This is a genomic window from Siminovitchia sp. FSL H7-0308 (assembly GCF_037980985.1).
In the GTDB taxonomy this organism is placed as follows: domain Bacteria; phylum Bacillota; class Bacilli; order Bacillales; family Bacillaceae_C; genus Siminovitchia; species Siminovitchia thermophila.
Map to the genome: position 1 here is coordinate 2,630,111 of NZ_CP150282.1, position 13,543 is coordinate 2,643,653.

The 13,543-nt window shown below is 42.1% G+C and carries 13 protein-coding genes; 6 read left to right on the forward strand and 7 right to left on the reverse strand.

Annotated elements, in window-relative coordinates; all coding sequences use genetic code 11:
* Nucleotides 1-82: 82 nt before the first annotated feature.
* Nucleotides 83-463 carry a DUF1992 domain-containing protein gene (locus MHB50_RS12625; RefSeq protein WP_077109528.1) on the reverse strand — a complete coding sequence of 127 codons (381 nt, stop codon included), beginning with the start codon at nt 461-463 and terminating at the stop codon, nt 83-85.
* Nucleotides 464-1,134: 671 nt separating this feature from the next.
* Between MHB50_RS12625 and MHB50_RS12630 the strand changes: the two genes are divergently transcribed.
* Nucleotides 1,135-1,911 carry a 3-hydroxybutyrate dehydrogenase gene (locus tag MHB50_RS12630; RefSeq protein ID WP_339163982.1) on the forward strand — a complete coding sequence of 259 codons (777 nt, stop codon included), beginning with the start codon at nt 1,135-1,137 and terminating at the stop codon, nt 1,909-1,911.
* Nucleotides 1,912-2,068: 157 nt separating this feature from the next.
* Nucleotides 2,069-3,007 carry a zinc ABC transporter substrate-binding protein gene (locus MHB50_RS12635; RefSeq protein ID WP_339165471.1) on the forward strand — a complete coding sequence of 313 codons (939 nt, stop codon included), beginning with the start codon at nt 2,069-2,071 and terminating at the stop codon, nt 3,005-3,007.
* A 410-nt stretch (nt 3,008-3,417) separates the two neighbouring features.
* On the opposite strand, the gene hmpA is transcribed toward MHB50_RS12635, so the two are convergent.
* Nucleotides 3,418-4,638 carry an NO-inducible flavohemoprotein gene (gene hmpA, locus MHB50_RS12640; protein WP_077109525.1) on the reverse strand — a complete coding sequence of 407 codons (1,221 nt, stop codon included), beginning with the start codon at nt 4,636-4,638 and terminating at the stop codon, nt 3,418-3,420.
* A 213-nt stretch (nt 4,639-4,851) separates the two neighbouring features.
* On the opposite strand from hmpA, the gene MHB50_RS12645 reads away from it, so the two are divergent.
* The gene (locus tag MHB50_RS12645; protein WP_077109524.1) at nt 4,852-5,289 is read left to right on the forward strand and encodes an Rrf2 family transcriptional regulator; all 438 of its coding nucleotides are present in this window, start codon (nt 4,852-4,854) and stop codon (nt 5,287-5,289) included.
* Between the two features lie 71 nt (nt 5,290-5,360).
* Nucleotides 5,361-6,593, forward strand: a complete 1,233-nt coding sequence (locus MHB50_RS12650) for an aminopeptidase (RefSeq protein ID WP_339163986.1) — start codon at nt 5,361-5,363, stop codon at nt 6,591-6,593.
* Nucleotides 6,594-7,179: 586 nt separating this feature from the next.
* Here MHB50_RS12650 and MHB50_RS12655 read toward each other — a convergent pair.
* A complete protein-coding gene (locus tag MHB50_RS12655; protein WP_077109521.1) occupies nt 7,180-7,377 on the reverse strand; it encodes a hypothetical protein in 198 nt (65 codons plus the stop codon).
* A 192-nt stretch (nt 7,378-7,569) separates the two neighbouring features.
* Between MHB50_RS12655 and MHB50_RS12660 the strand changes: the two genes are divergently transcribed.
* On the forward strand, nt 7,570-8,085 hold the full coding sequence (locus tag MHB50_RS12660; RefSeq protein WP_077109520.1) for an acyl-CoA thioesterase: 516 nt from the start codon (nt 7,570-7,572) through the stop codon (nt 8,083-8,085).
* A 781-nt stretch (nt 8,086-8,866) separates the two neighbouring features.
* Nucleotides 8,867-9,874 (forward strand): rod-share determining protein MreBH, encoded by a 1,008-nt coding sequence (gene mreBH, locus MHB50_RS12665; RefSeq protein WP_077109519.1) that lies wholly within the window; start codon nt 8,867-8,869, stop codon nt 9,872-9,874.
* Nucleotides 9,875-9,969: 95 nt separating this feature from the next.
* Here the strand turns inward: mreBH and MHB50_RS12670 are convergent, their stop codons facing one another.
* From MHB50_RS12670 to queF, 4 genes are all read right to left on the reverse strand, one after another.
* Entirely contained in the window at nt 9,970-11,508 is a 1,539-nt protein-coding gene (locus MHB50_RS12670) for a flotillin family protein (RefSeq protein WP_077109518.1), read from the reverse strand.
* A 15-nt stretch (nt 11,509-11,523) separates the two neighbouring features.
* Nucleotides 11,524-12,057 (reverse strand): NfeD family protein, encoded by a 534-nt coding sequence (locus MHB50_RS12675; RefSeq protein WP_339163989.1) that lies wholly within the window; start codon nt 12,055-12,057, stop codon nt 11,524-11,526.
* Between the two features lie 125 nt (nt 12,058-12,182).
* A complete protein-coding gene (locus MHB50_RS12680; RefSeq protein WP_077109516.1) occupies nt 12,183-12,818 on the reverse strand; it encodes a queuosine precursor transporter in 636 nt (211 codons plus the stop codon).
* Between the two features lies 1 nt (nt 12,819).
* Nucleotides 12,820-13,317 carry a preQ(1) synthase gene (gene queF, locus MHB50_RS12685; protein ID WP_077109515.1) on the reverse strand — a complete coding sequence of 166 codons (498 nt, stop codon included), beginning with the start codon at nt 13,315-13,317 and terminating at the stop codon, nt 12,820-12,822.
* Between the last annotated feature and the right edge of the window lie 226 nt (nt 13,318-13,543).

Genomic DNA, 13,543 nt, shown 5'->3' on the forward strand with positions numbered 1-13,543 from the left:
AGCCAGCCTTGACTAAAGGGCAACCTGATTTTAAAGAAAAAACGTTCATAAAGAAAAAACAGCCGGTCCGCAAACAGGCTGGTTAGTCTCCAAAAAACTTCTTTTCTATTTTGTGTTCATACTTTTTGAAAACGGATGAGTTTGTTTTTATACGCTTTTTCGCTAGGAGGCTGTTATAATTCAATAATTTTTCGTTTAACTTTTTCCGTAGTTGTTCTATCTCCAACTCATCTTCGGAACGGCGGATAAGATCCTCGATTGTCATTAACTCTTTTTTAACGTCCATCTCATCCGGTGAAAAGCCGGCATTTTTCATAACGCGGTACGCCATTCTCAATTCTTTGGGAATGCCCTCCAAATTTTCCTCCGGAAGAGGCTTTCCAAAGCCGGGAAGCTCGTCAAATTCACCTTCCTCATATGCCTTGCGAATTTTTTCTTCCGAAATGTTGGTGAACTTGTCCAAAATACAGCCTCCTTTCCCTTCTTATCGTACGAATGATATACCCTTTTTATCCGTTTTTCTTTCGAAGAATACATCACTGCTGGCAAAGCTTTCATCGAAATGATCAAAGCCCCATTGATCATTCCGCAAACAGACTATATCCAACCACTGAAAATATCCAAATCCTCGAAAGAAAGTCACGCTTTTTTCTTTTTGAGACGACGATTGCAAATCCTTCGTTGTAAGATAATAATAACATTAGAAAGCAAGCTCGTACTATTGGCATGTTCAGTGAAGGTTGCCCGCCCCGCATGAAATGGTTCATGCCGACGTTAGCATCTTAGTCTGCGAATCCCATCCCCACTGCCGAGAACAAAAAAGCAAAGCCAGAAAACGTCCTGTTGGACAATTCAGGTAGCCATGCTCGAAAAAGATTACGCTTTTTCTTCGAGTTGCCGCCGAAGCTTTCCTTGTCCTGTCGTTTCGCTTTTAACAGTACTTCCTGTACGTCTTAGAGCCTTTGTAATTGACATCCTTTAGAAAAACACGCGATGTGTCGCTGTCTTTTTCTTGTCCTGCCGGCCCGAACGATCGTGTTTTACTGGCAGTTGACCCCAAAAAAATACTTTTCTATTTTACGATAACTGCCAGTTCATGCGAGACAAATTTATCATTATAAAGAAGGTGTGTTTATGGATAAAAAACAGATTGTTTTCTTAACAGGTGCTGCCCGGGGCATTGGATACGAAGTTGGAAAAGTTTTTGCCGAAAATGGCGCAACAGTTATTCTATCAGATCTTCATGAAGGTCACGCTAAAATGGCCGCAACTAAATTGAAAGAGCAAGGGCTGAATGTATTCGGGATCTCTTGTAATGTCAGCAATGAGGAAGATATTGAACAGGCACTAAAAAATACGGTTGATGAATTCGGCAGACTTGACGTTTTAATGAATAATGCCGGGCTTCAGCATGTTTCGTTTATTGAAGACTTCCCAACGGAAAAATTTGAGCAAATGTTGAAAGTGATGGTAACCGGGCCCTTTATTGCGATTAAACATGCTCTTCCGGTTATGAAAAAACAGAAGTTTGGCCGCATTATCAATATGTCTTCCATCAACGGTCTAGTCGGCTTCTCGGGAAAAGCGGCATATAACAGCGCAAAACACGGCGTGATCGGTCTGACAAAAGTGGCAGCCCTCGAAGCGGCCGAGTATGGAGTTACAGTCAATGCACTTTGCCCTGGATATATCGATACACCCTTGGTTCGAAATCAACTGAGTGATTTGGCAAAAACGAGAAATATCCCTGTAAACAAAGTACTGGAAGAAGTCATATACCCTCTTGTCCCCCAGAAAAGACTGCTGGATGTTTCTGAAATCGCGGAATACGCTTTATTTTTGGCGAGCGACGCTGCCAAAGGAATTACCGGCCAAGCGATCGTGATAGATGGAGGATATACCGTCCAGTAAAATGAAAATGGGCATAAATAATATGTGTCGTGCTGCTTTTTCCTCTTGCCGTCTTTGCATTTTTATTATATAATATCCAAATCGTAATCATTACGATTTACGATGTGACAATCTTTATCCACAGTTATCACCAGAAAGGAAGATTCGTATTTTGAGGGTGAAAATATTTCCTGTAACGGCATTCTTATTGTTCGTATTATTTTTATCCGGTTGCAACGGCGAAGCGGCAGATGATCAAAAGGAACAAAATACTGTAACGGTTTATACAACCATTTATCCCATTGAAGATTTCACAAAAAAAATTGGTGGAGAACATGTCAATGTTAAAAGTGTCTACCCGGTGGGCGCAGATGCCCATACGTTTGAACCGACAATGAAAACGATGATGAAAGTGGCCGATTCCGACTTGTTTATTTACAATGGGGCTGGCCTCGAAGCATTTGTCGATAAATTGAAAAGTTCTTTGAAGGATGAACATGTGACAACCGTTGAAGCAACTAAAGGCATTCCATTCATCGACGGTGGACATGAACATTCGGAAGACCACGAGAATCATGAGAAAACAGACCATCATACAGATCCGCATGTTTGGCTCGATCCTACTCACGCGATCACAATGGCCGAAAACATAAAAAACGCGCTTATAGAAAAAAAGCCGGACGCAAAAGCCGATTTCGAACAAAACTACGAACAGTTGGCAAATCAATTAAAAGAGATTGATATAGAACTGAAGCAAACCGTGGAGTCGGCGGACCGTAATGTAATATTGGTTTCCCACGCTTCCTACGGCTATTGGGAGCACCGCTATGGAATAAAGCAAATCACGATTACCGGTTTAAGCCCTGAACATGAACCATCCCAAAAGGAGCTGCAATCCATTATTGAAGAGGTAAACAAACAGGGAATTCCGTTTATTATTTACGATCAAAATCCACTGACAAGAGTAACGGAAACCATACAAAAAGAAACCGGGACAACGCCGCTCACTTTGCACAATCTTGAATACATCACAACTGAAGACGCCAAAAACAACGAAGATTACTTCTCCATCATGAAAAAAAATATTTCCAATTTGCAAAAAGCATTGTCGGAATAACAACTAGCGACGGCCTAATGGCAGATTGACATTTTGTAAGAGAGATACGAAAGTACAGGTTAGCTTTCCACGCATCGTAAGAAATGTACAGAAATACACGTTAGCTGCCACTCCGTCGTAAGAAATGTACGGAACTACACGTTAACTGCCACTCCGTCGTAAGAAATGTACAGAAATACACGTTAGCTGCCATGCGTCCAACCTTCATTTCCATCGTAAGAGACAAGGGAACCGGGCGCCTTACATCCGCCGCGCGTTTTTGACTTGGGTAGGTACCGTAATGGAATATACGGTTTTTTTCAGTCCAACAGCAAGGGATAACTTGATTGGCGCAATAAAAATTTGAATCGAAATGCATAAAAAAGAGCAAGGGGCTGATGAAGCCGGATCCTTGCTCTTTTCATATATTATTAAACAGCAGTTTTATTAGTTTGCAAGCTCATAGCCGGACCGAAAAATTCATAGCGGATATTGTCTTCGGTGATGCCGAGATCTGTTAGCATTTGAACGACATTTTTTAAGAACGGAACCGGCCCACATACATAACAAATCGTATCTTTTGTAATATGTTCCTTCAAAAATTCTTTTGTTATATAGCCGCTAAAATGATGTCCTCCAGTTTGATCAAATGGGTGTTCATAGCCGTATAAGAAGCGCCCATGTTCCAGTTTGTCAACCATATTTTTTACCTCGTCACGGAAAGCGTGAACACCTTCGTGTCTTGCTGAATGAATAAATGTAACATCCCGATTTTCATTACTTTTTGTCAAAGTTTCCAGCATGCTCATCAGAGGCGTAAGTCCTACTCCCCCACTAATAAAAGCAACTGGTGCCGTTTCTTCCATATTGAATGTAAAATCACCTGCCGGAGCGCTTGCTTCAATCACGTTACCAACATTGATTTTTTCATGCAAATAATTGGATACTTTCCCGAATGGTTCCTGGTCAGCTTCCTTTTTAACCGAAATGCGATAATAATCATTTCCCGGAGCGCATGACAAGCTGTATTGGCGATTTAGCGCATATTTTTCGCCGGGGATCTGAAGCCTAACGGTAATGTATTGGCCGGGTTCGAAAGAAGGGAGTGCTGTTCCGTCTTTTGCTTTCAAGTAGAAGGAAGTAATTACATCACTTTCTTTCACTTTATCAATTACTTCAAGCTCCTTAAAGCCTTCCCAACCCCCTGGCTGTTCCGCTGATGTTTTGTACATGTCCGCTTCAATGCCAATGAATGCTTGGGCGATCACCCCGTAAGCTTCTGACCAGGCATCGATGATTTCATCAGTTGCTGCATCCCCAAGCACTTCCTTGATCGCACCGAGTAAGTATTTTCCAACAATTGGATAATGTTCTGGTTTTACCCCGAGACCTCGGTGCTTATGGGCTACTTGTACAACTTCGGGAAGGACGTTTTCCAATTGGTCGATATTTTTGGCCGCAGCATATACCATGTTCGCCAAAGCGGTTTGCTGCCTTCCTTGAGATTGATTTGCATGATTGAAAATATTCAATAATTCAGGATGATTTTTGAACATATTTTTGTAAAATACTGAAGTAATGGTAACACCATGTACCTCTAACACAGGAGCAGTTGATTTGACCACATCAATCGTTTTTTGGGAAAGTGCCATTTTTCATTCTCCTTTTTTAAAAAGATGTATTTTAAATGTATCTTTAAGTATACAATAAAACATAGCTGACAACTACACAATCCCTTTTTTCGATGTGTAAAAAAGCTGCCATAATACAGACTTATTTTAGCCACAAAACATGTATTTTGAATCCATGTTTTGTAATCAAGCTTATTTTTTATAAAAATGATAAAATTAAAATGGGTGATCATGATGAGACTGACAAATTATACGGACTACTCATTGCGAGTTTTAATATATTTGGCTTCCAAAAAACAAGACGAGCTGTCCAATATTACGGAGATTGCGGAAGCGTATGGCATTTCTAGAAACCACTTGATGAAAGTCATTCATGAGCTTGGAAAAATGGGGGTTATTCAAACAATCCGCGGGCGTAACGGCGGCATAAAACTGGCACTACCTCCTGAAGAAGTCAATATTGGGAAGATTGTCAGACAGACCGAAGATGACTTTAATCTCGTGGAATGTTTTGGAGATGGCCCTTCGAATTGTGTTATTTCTCCGGTATGTGGTTTAAAACATGTATTGAATCGTGCCCTCTCCTCCTATTTGGCTGTTTTGGATGAATATACTTTGGCAGATATTATTCGAAATCCATATGATTACCGGGAACTCCTTGGAATCAAATAACGGATGAATTGGTTTGTCCTGCCAATATTGGTATGATAAAAATACATTTTTATCACAAAGGAGAATGTTGTATGAGTCATTTTCAGGAACAGCTGGAAAAATACGCGGAACTGGCAGTCAAAGTAGGAGTTAATATTCAAACAGGACAGACGCTTTTTATTAACACTGCTTTGAACAGCGTTGATTTTATCCGGCTAATCGTCAAAAAAGCATATGAGGCCGGGGCAAAGAATGTCATCGTCAACTGGAATGATGACATCGTTTCCCGTTTAAAATATGATCTGGCTCCAGACGAAGTTTTTCATGAGTTTCCAAAGTGGCGGGCAAAAGAAATGGAAGAGCTTGCTGAGCAAGGTACCGCTTTTATGTCGGTGGTCTCTTCCAGTCCCGACTTGCTGAAAGGCGTAGATCCGAAGCGCATTGTCAACTTTCAAAAGGCGGCGGGAACTGCTTTGCACAAATACCGCCAATATATCCAATCAGATAAAATAAGCTGGACCGTCATTGCCGCCCCTTCCGCGGATTGGGCCAAAAAAGTATTTCCGGATGCTCCTGCTGATGAACAAATTGATAAACTGTGGGAAGCAATCTTTCAAGCAACGAGAGCAGATCAGGAAGATCCGATTGCTGCGTGGAAAAAGCATGATCAATCGCTCCATGAAAAAGTGGATTATTTAAATAAAAAGCGCTATAAACAGCTTCACTATAAAGCCCCTGGGACAGACTTGACGATTGAACTCCCCGAAGGCCATCTCTGGGTCGGAGCAGGCAGCACAAATGAAAAAGGCGATGAATTTATGGCCAACATGCCAACAGAGGAAGTATTTACAGTGCCTCACAAGTTGGGGGTTAACGGTGTTGTAACGAATACGAAGCCGCTCAGCTATGGCGGAAACATTATTGACGGTTTTACCCTTACCTTTGAAAAAGGAAGAATTGTCGATGTCAAAGCGAAGGAAGGCGAAGAAATACTAAAAGGACTGATCGAAACAGACGAAGGCTCCCATTATTTAGGCGAAGTGGCGCTCGTACCGTTCAGCTCCCCCATTTCCCAGTCAAACATCTTATTTTACAACACCCTGTTTGACGAAAATGCCTCGAACCATATTGCCATCGGAAGCGCTTATGCTTTTTGTCTTGAAGGAGGAAAAAACATGAGCCAGGCAGAACTGGAAGCAAAAGGGCTTAATACGAGCATAACCCATGTTGATTTCATGATCGGTTCAGACCAAATGGACATTGACGGCATTACAGAGAGCGGAAAGCGTGAACCTGTCTTCCGCAACGGAGAATGGGCATTTTAAACACCCTATTATACCTGCCATGACCACCCGCGGATACTCTTATCAGTTATCCGCGGGTATTTTTCTCTTATACGCGGGTATTTCTCCTTATACGCGGGTATTTTTCTCTATACGCGGGTATTTTTCTCTATACGCGGGTATTTTCCTTTATACGCGGGTATTTTCCTTTATGCGCGGGTATTTTCCTCTATACGCGGGTATTTTCCTCTATACGCGGGTATTTTTCTTTATACGCGGGTATTTTCCTCTATACGCGGGTATTTTCCTCTATACGCGGGTATTTTTCCTCTATACGCGGGTATTTTCCTCTATACGCGGGTAGTATTTTTCTCTATACGCGGGTATTTTTCTCTATACGCGGGTATTTTTCTTTATACGCGGGTACACCGCGGTTTGTCTGCTGCTTATTTGCCACCCGCCAAACCGCCAATATGGGCTGCAGCGTTGCTTTCCACCATCCACTGGAAAGCAATGCAAATATTACATAAAAAAATCGGGCTGATATGCCCGATTTCCCAATTCTTTCCACGATCTGTTATGTTTCGTCAATTTATTGCTCTTTGGAAACAACTCTACTTTCGCCTCATTAATAATAATCCAGTTCTGTTTCCCAGTTGTAGCCATCATCCCCAGTAGATTCCTCTTGACCATGGAAACGTATATCTCTCATTCCCGGTGCGCCTTCCTCTGTCTTTCCTTTGACTACTAAACGATCATCCCAACGCCTAATGAGCAATGTGCCATCCGGGTTACATCTGATTTTCTTCGTCAGCTTGTCCATCATGACATCTCCCCCTATCCATAAATTGATTCCTAAAATAAAGAGACAAGAGACGTCCATGGCCGATGAAGGTGCAAAGCATATTTAACAATTCCCGTATTTTTATATACTTAAACTTCTTTTTTGAAAAATTTTTACCTAGCCTGAACACAATGATATAATATGATCAGTTTTGACTACTTAGAGGTGATTAGGATGGTTGAGCAACTTGAAAAAAAGATGAGAGAAACAATAACAATTAAGACAAGCCATGTATCACCGCCTGATACGAATCATCACGGCAATTTATTCGGAGGAAAATTAATGTCCCATATTGATGACGTGGCTTCTATCGCAGCTACCAAATTTGCCAGGAAACCCGTCGTAACAGCTTCAACAGATTCAGTTGATTTTTTTAAACCCATCCGAATTGGAGATGCCGTTACGTTGGAAGCAATTGTCACCAGGAGCGGACGGACTTCGATGGAAGTGTTTGTCAAAGTCGTTTCCGAACATTTATTATCTGGAGAAAAATCCATTGCGGCTTTTTCGTTTCTAACATTCGTTGCTTTAGACGAAAATGGAAATCCGTCCCCTGTTCCAAAAGCAGTTCCCGAATCCGAGGAAGAACGCTGGCTTCATGAAACGGCCCAAACTCGGGCGGCCCACCGTAAAAAAAGAAAAAAGGAAAGCAAGGAATTAGCCGAATTCTTCTCAAAGATTGCATTATAATACAGGCGACCTTAAGCCATGCACATGTCAGTTCCTTATGATGTATGATTATCTTTTTGGATTGACGGAGCCCTTCCGGTCTCCTCTTGCGTTTCGCATTATTGGTTTAACCTTACAACTACTAACTGCCAGAGAAACCAATCGCATTTGATAGCGAACTATCCCTTCGTTAGTATTTTGCGACAGACCGATTATCATTGGCTGGTCGGTAGCTCTAGCTCCAGCAACCAGCCTAAAACAGAAGAACAAAAAGAGCCCGAACGTAAAAGGGACCGGGACAGAACCCTGTAAAAATGAATATACCGCGTGAATTCAAGTTTGAAAACCTGGTAAGTACCTCTTGATTTCACGCGGTTTTATTCTAACGATTTTTACGAGTATCAATCAGCTTTTAACTTGTGTCCCAGCCCCAATTCCATTCATCTCATGCCATACACGTCGACAAGCATCTGAAAACCTACGATAAAAACAACATTCTATTTACCTCATGCCGCTGCCATATACACACTGACAAACATCTGAAAACCTATGATCAAAACAACAATTCTACTTATCTTCTCTTTCCACCAGTGCTTATTACAAATTAGTTAAATTTGTATAACAAGCGCCGGGAAGATCTTCCATAAACCGCTACATTTCAATGCTTTTTAATCTGCATAAGCTGTTTTTCTGTAACAAAGCCGTTCTGCCATAATATGTAAGAAGAATTCTTGTACCAAATTGATTATACTTTTATATATGCAAAGCATGGACTTTATAATAAAAAGGCAAGGTGGTACATATGTTTTCAAATCTTGAAATCGGAATCGATCTTGGCACGGCGAACGTACTCGTGCATACAAAAAATAAGGGTATAGTTTTAAATGAACCTTCCGTCGTTGCAGTTAATGCGGATACGAAGCAAGTAATAGCGGTGGGGTCAGAAGCAAAGGATATGATCGGAAAAACACCTGCTAACATCATTGCTGTGCGGCCATTACGTGATGGCGTTATTGCAGACTTTGATATTACAAGTCAAATGCTGAAGCATGTGATGAAAAAAGCCGCAAAGACGGTGGGTGTTGCGATCAGGAAGCCCGATGTCGTCGTTTGTACTCCTTCAGGCGCCACCTCTGTTGAAAGACGGGCCATCCATGATGCGGTCAAATCTTGCGGAGCGAAAAATGTCCATTTGATCGAAGAGCCTGTTGCCGCTGCTATCGGAGCGGATCTTCCAGTTGAAGAACCTGTCGCAAACGTCATTGTCGATATCGGCGGGGGCACCACGGAAGTCGCCATTATTTCGTACGGCGGAGTCGTTAATTGCAACACGGTCCGCATAGGCGGAGACCTCTTGAATGAAAATATTATCCAGCATGTGCGGAAAGGATATAATTTACTGATTGGTGAAAGAACAGCGGAAAATATTAAAATAGAAATTGGTTACGCCTTGATTGAACATCCAGAACAAACAATGGCCGTTCGCGGTCGCGACCTCGTTACAGGTTTGCCAAAAACCATTACGCTTAGGTCAACCGAAATTCAGGAAGCCATAAAAGAATCATTGCTTCATATTTTAGAAGCAATCCGGGCCACACTGGAAAATTGTCCGGCTGAATTGAGCGGTGACATTGTTGACCATGGGGTCGTTTTATCCGGTGGCGGAGCCCTGTTAAACGGCATGAAAGAATGGCTTAGCGATGAAATCATCGTTCCCGTCCATATTGCCCCGAATCCGCTCGAATCAGTGGCTGTCGGGACTGGCCGGGCCTTGCGATTTATTAATAAATTGCAAACAACTGGAAAATAAGAGTAACACTACGAAAATAGGAAACAACCATGGACGGAAATCAACTTTCCGTACCATGGTTTCGTTCCATAGTTCCGTAACATGGTTTCTATGCGTTATACAGTCTCCCCTTGAGTGGTTTCTGTTTCTTCTTTCGCGCCTCTCAAATCATATGTCCCTCCGACCAGGCTGTCATACGTATTTTTGCCGGAAAGGTTTTCCAAAAGTTCCTTCACATCGATTCCCGAAGATGCTTTCAGTGTCTCCTGCATCGTGGCCATCAGATTTGTGGCGTACCCACTCACTTTGTTCGCTCCGCCATCACCGCCTGCGCCTGTATCAACAACGGTAATTTTATCAATATTTCCAAGAGGGGCGGCGACTTGTTTGGCATATTCAGGAAGCATTTTCAAAACCATATCGAGAACTGCCGCCTGTCCGTATTGTTCGAAAGCTTCCGCCACTTTGCGTTTTGCTTCCGCTTCGGAAATCCCTTTCAGGCGGATCACTTCGGCTTCGGTCTCCCCTTTCGCTCGCTCGGCATCCGCTTTGGCGATTCCATCTAGCCGAACGCGCTCAGCATCTGCTTTAGCGGTAGCTTCCACCCGATATTTATGGGCATCCGCTTCAGCAATTTGTCTCATTTTTTCGGCCGTCGCTCCTTGCTCAACCGCATAACGATCGGCATCTGCTTTTTTCTTCACTTCAGAATCATACTGACGTTCGCGTCTTAAAATTTCTTTTTCTTCCAATTCTATTTGCTTTTGACGTTCAATAATTTTGATTTGCATTTCTTGTTCGGTTACTTCCTGCTTGGAGCGGGCAGATTCAAGATCATACGCTTGGTCCGCGCTCGCCTTGGCAATCTCTTGCTCGCGCCGAAACTCGGCCATTTTCAATTGATTGATTTTTTCCGCTTCAGCAATCTCCGTCGCCCTTTCAAGCTCCGCTTTCTTTGCTTCTTTTGCCGCTTCCGCCCGCTTAATCCGCGTTTCTTTTTCCGCGTCGGCCGTTGCGATATCCGCGTCCCGTTTTACTTGGGCGATTCGGGGTTTTCCAAGTGAATCCAAGTATCCATTTTTATCGCGAACTTCTTTGATAGTGAATGAGACGATGATCAATCCCATTTTGGCCAAATCTTGTGAAGCTACCCGCTGTACTTCCTGGGAAAATTTGTCGCGGTTTTTATAAATTTCTTCGACTGTCATGGAACCGAGGATGGAGCGGAGATGTCCCTCCAATACTTCTTTCGCTTCATTTTCGCGCTCTTCTTTCGTTTTTCCCAAAAATTGTTCAGCGGCGGTTGCGATCTCGCTTATGGAGCCGCCGATTTTAATGATCGCCGTTCCATCTGCCATGACCGGCACGCCTTGCTCTGTATAAACTTCAGGTGTTGTTACTTCAAGTTTGCTCGATAAAAGGCTTAATGGTTGGGCCTGTTGAAAAACAGGAAGGATAAAAGCTCCTCCGCCACGAATGATTTTAATTTTATTACCCGCATCATCGACGTGAACATTTTTCCCTCCCAAATAGCTTCCTGTTACAATTAAAGCTTCATCCGGACCCGCCGTACGGTATTTCGTGATGATGATAGCAAGCAAGGCAACCAGTATGAAAATAACAATGCCGACAACAATCCAAACGCCAACTCCCATTACTTTATTCCCCCTTTATGTAAAATTTTTCTTGTAAGGAACAACATATAAAACACCATTCTTTACTTCAACGACAAGCACTTCAGTTCCTTCTGGAATTGCAGCAGCTTCCTCAAAGCTGGCTGCAGGCTTGGAAATACTTCCGCTGTAACTGTCGATAATGACTTCCCCGTATCCTTCTTTCGGTATAGGAATGATTGTTTTCCCGATTCTTCCCTCTAATGATTGTTCCGTATAACTTAACGATTGTTCAGCAGAAGATAGTGGAATCAGTACAAATACGTTAAGAAGGGTATCCAAAAGCAGAGCGGCAAAAGCGGCAATTCCCACAATCAGCATGCTGTTTAGAGGCGTGGTCGTTTCGAGAATATATCCTCCGGCTGAGAAAAAAGTGATAAAAGCAAAGATGAGAACAGGGTGGAGAAAAGGGGAAACTTCGCCAATTCCTTCCAGCACATCTCCAAATAATAAATATAAAATGCTTAGACTTCCTGAAACGATTAATAATATTAAATAAACCGTCTCGATCGGCATACCAAAAAGAGTCATCGACACTCATTCCTTTTATCATATTTTATTTTTTTGAACATCCCACCTTTTCTATCATTCCGATAATCTATATACGTAATTGATTAGTCATTCGTTTCATTTTTTGCAAAAGTTTTTATTTTTCCTCATGAAAATTTGTGGAGTGACGATTTTCTTTGAAACTCTCGTCTGCACAAGCGGACGAGCAAATAAACGAATGGCGTATCAAAAATGGCCATTACAAATTTAAAGGAATACTGGGTCAAAATAAGCCCGGCGAGTGCCCCGACAGGCATCGTTCCGTAAAAGGCAATTGTAATAAAAATAGTTGTGTCTACCAGCTGACTCGTCATCGTTGATGCATTGTTCCGAATCCAAAGACCTTTATCCCCGTGCCGTTCTTTCAACTTGTGAAACAATGCCACATCCAAATTTTGGCTGATGAGAAAGGAAACCAAGCTGGCAATCGTAACGCGGAATCCAGAAGTAAAAATGGCTTCAAACTCAGCTTGATTTTGATAAAAAGGTGCCGCGGGCAGCTTGATCGCGACATATATAAAAATAACCGCCAATATTTGCGTAATAAGACCCGCCATCACTGTTTGCTTTGCAGCTTCCTTTCCATATACTTCCGTAATCGTATCGGTAATCGGATAAGTAAAGATATAAATGATCACAGCGGCCGGCAGGACGACCCAATTTCCAATGCTAATCAGTTTTACCGCCAATATATTGGACAAAACCAACAGGCCGACAAACGCTCCGTTTAAATAAAAAAGCATTTTAGCGGTTATCCACTTTTTCAGGATACATATCGTGATTCATCAAGCGATATTCGGCCATTTGTTCGTATTTCGTGTCCGGCCTTCCATAATTGCAATAAGGGTCGATCGAAAGCCCGCCCCTTGGCGTAAACTTCCCCCACACCTCAATATATCGAGGATCAAGCAATTGAATCAAATCGTTCATGATAATGTTGACACAGTCCTCATGAAAATCTCCATGATTCCGGAAGCTGAACAGATACAATTTTAACGACTTGCTCTCCACAATTTTTGTATCCGGAATATAACTGATATACAACGTGGCAAAATCCGGCTGGTGTGTCTGAGGGCACAGTGATGTAAATTCCGGACAGTTAAATTTAATAAAATAGTCGCGGTTTACATGCAAATTATCAATCGCCTCCAACACTTCCGGTGAGTAATGAAATAAGTATTTCGTTTCCTTGTTTCCCAAGAGCTTCAAATCTTTTAAACGATCTTCCTGTCTTTCAGTCATAAAAAAAGCCTCCCTAAATAGTTTTTGGGAGGAGGTTCAACTTATGGGCAAAAAATAAAGCCATATCTAACTGATATGGCGATTCTTATTAGCCATAGTTTTTTATAGAGGGTTGACGCTATGAACCTCTCCCAACATATCTTCCAACATCATACAAAATGCAAAACAGAACGTCAAACTTTTTTTTCACCATCATTTTCTGTAAAATGAATTTATATTTCAATCC